This is a genomic window from Priestia sp. JV24 (assembly GCF_025910025.1).
Taxonomy (GTDB): Bacteria; Bacillota; Bacilli; order Bacillales; family Bacillaceae_H; genus Priestia; species Priestia megaterium.
This window is the reverse complement of sequence record NZ_JAPCIN010000080.1, coordinates 1-670: the sequence shown is the minus strand read 5'-3', so window position 1 is coordinate 670 and position 670 is coordinate 1. Positions and strand designations below refer to the sequence as shown.

The following is a 670-nucleotide window of genomic DNA, read 5'->3' as shown; positions in this document are numbered from 1 at the left end:
TAAGCCCTATTTAGGAGCTAAGATCTGTTTCCATATTAATTAATAAACTAAATAACATATTACTTGGACGTCTCAAGATATTTCTAGATAATGATCATAGGATCATTTGGGACAATTCTTCTTTCTCCTGTGGATTAACCACAATGTAAGACTGTTTCTCAGTGAACGCGCGGGACTCCCTACTCGCAGGCTGAGCAGCCTGTCATTCGAACCTAGAGGGTAGTAGCTCTATGGCGGCTTTCGAATGCAGGGGAAGCTCTGATACACGAGGTTGTTGGTCGGCGTACACACTAGAGATATCTCGAGACGTCCAAGGAAATGCCAAGTGATTCTAAATCGAAAGGAGGTCTCTCCCGTGAGATTATTTGTTGGTTTAGATGTAAGTTCGTTTGATATGAAAGTATGCATTTTAAATGGTGAAGGAGAAAAGCTGAATGCCTTTACCGTCACCAATGACTTACCAGGCGCGACGTTGCTTAAAGAGCGTTTATTGGACTGCATAGGCGATCAAGAAGTTGACGTCTTAAAGATTGGCTTAGAATCTACATCGGTCTATAGTTTTCACCCGTCGATGTTTCTCCATCATGATGAAGACTTAAAAGTCTTCGGTGCCAAGGTGTTTGTCATGAACCCTAAACAAATAGCTAATTTTAAGAAAAGCTATTCGGAC

1 protein-coding gene is annotated in these 670 nt (G+C 41.5%); it reads left to right on the top strand.

Annotated elements, in window-relative coordinates:
- Positions 1 to 355: 355 nt before the first annotated feature.
- Positions 356 to 670, top strand: a 315-nt coding sequence (locus OK414_RS29740) for an IS110 family transposase (protein WP_264363549.1), incomplete at its 3' end; no start/stop codon positions are given.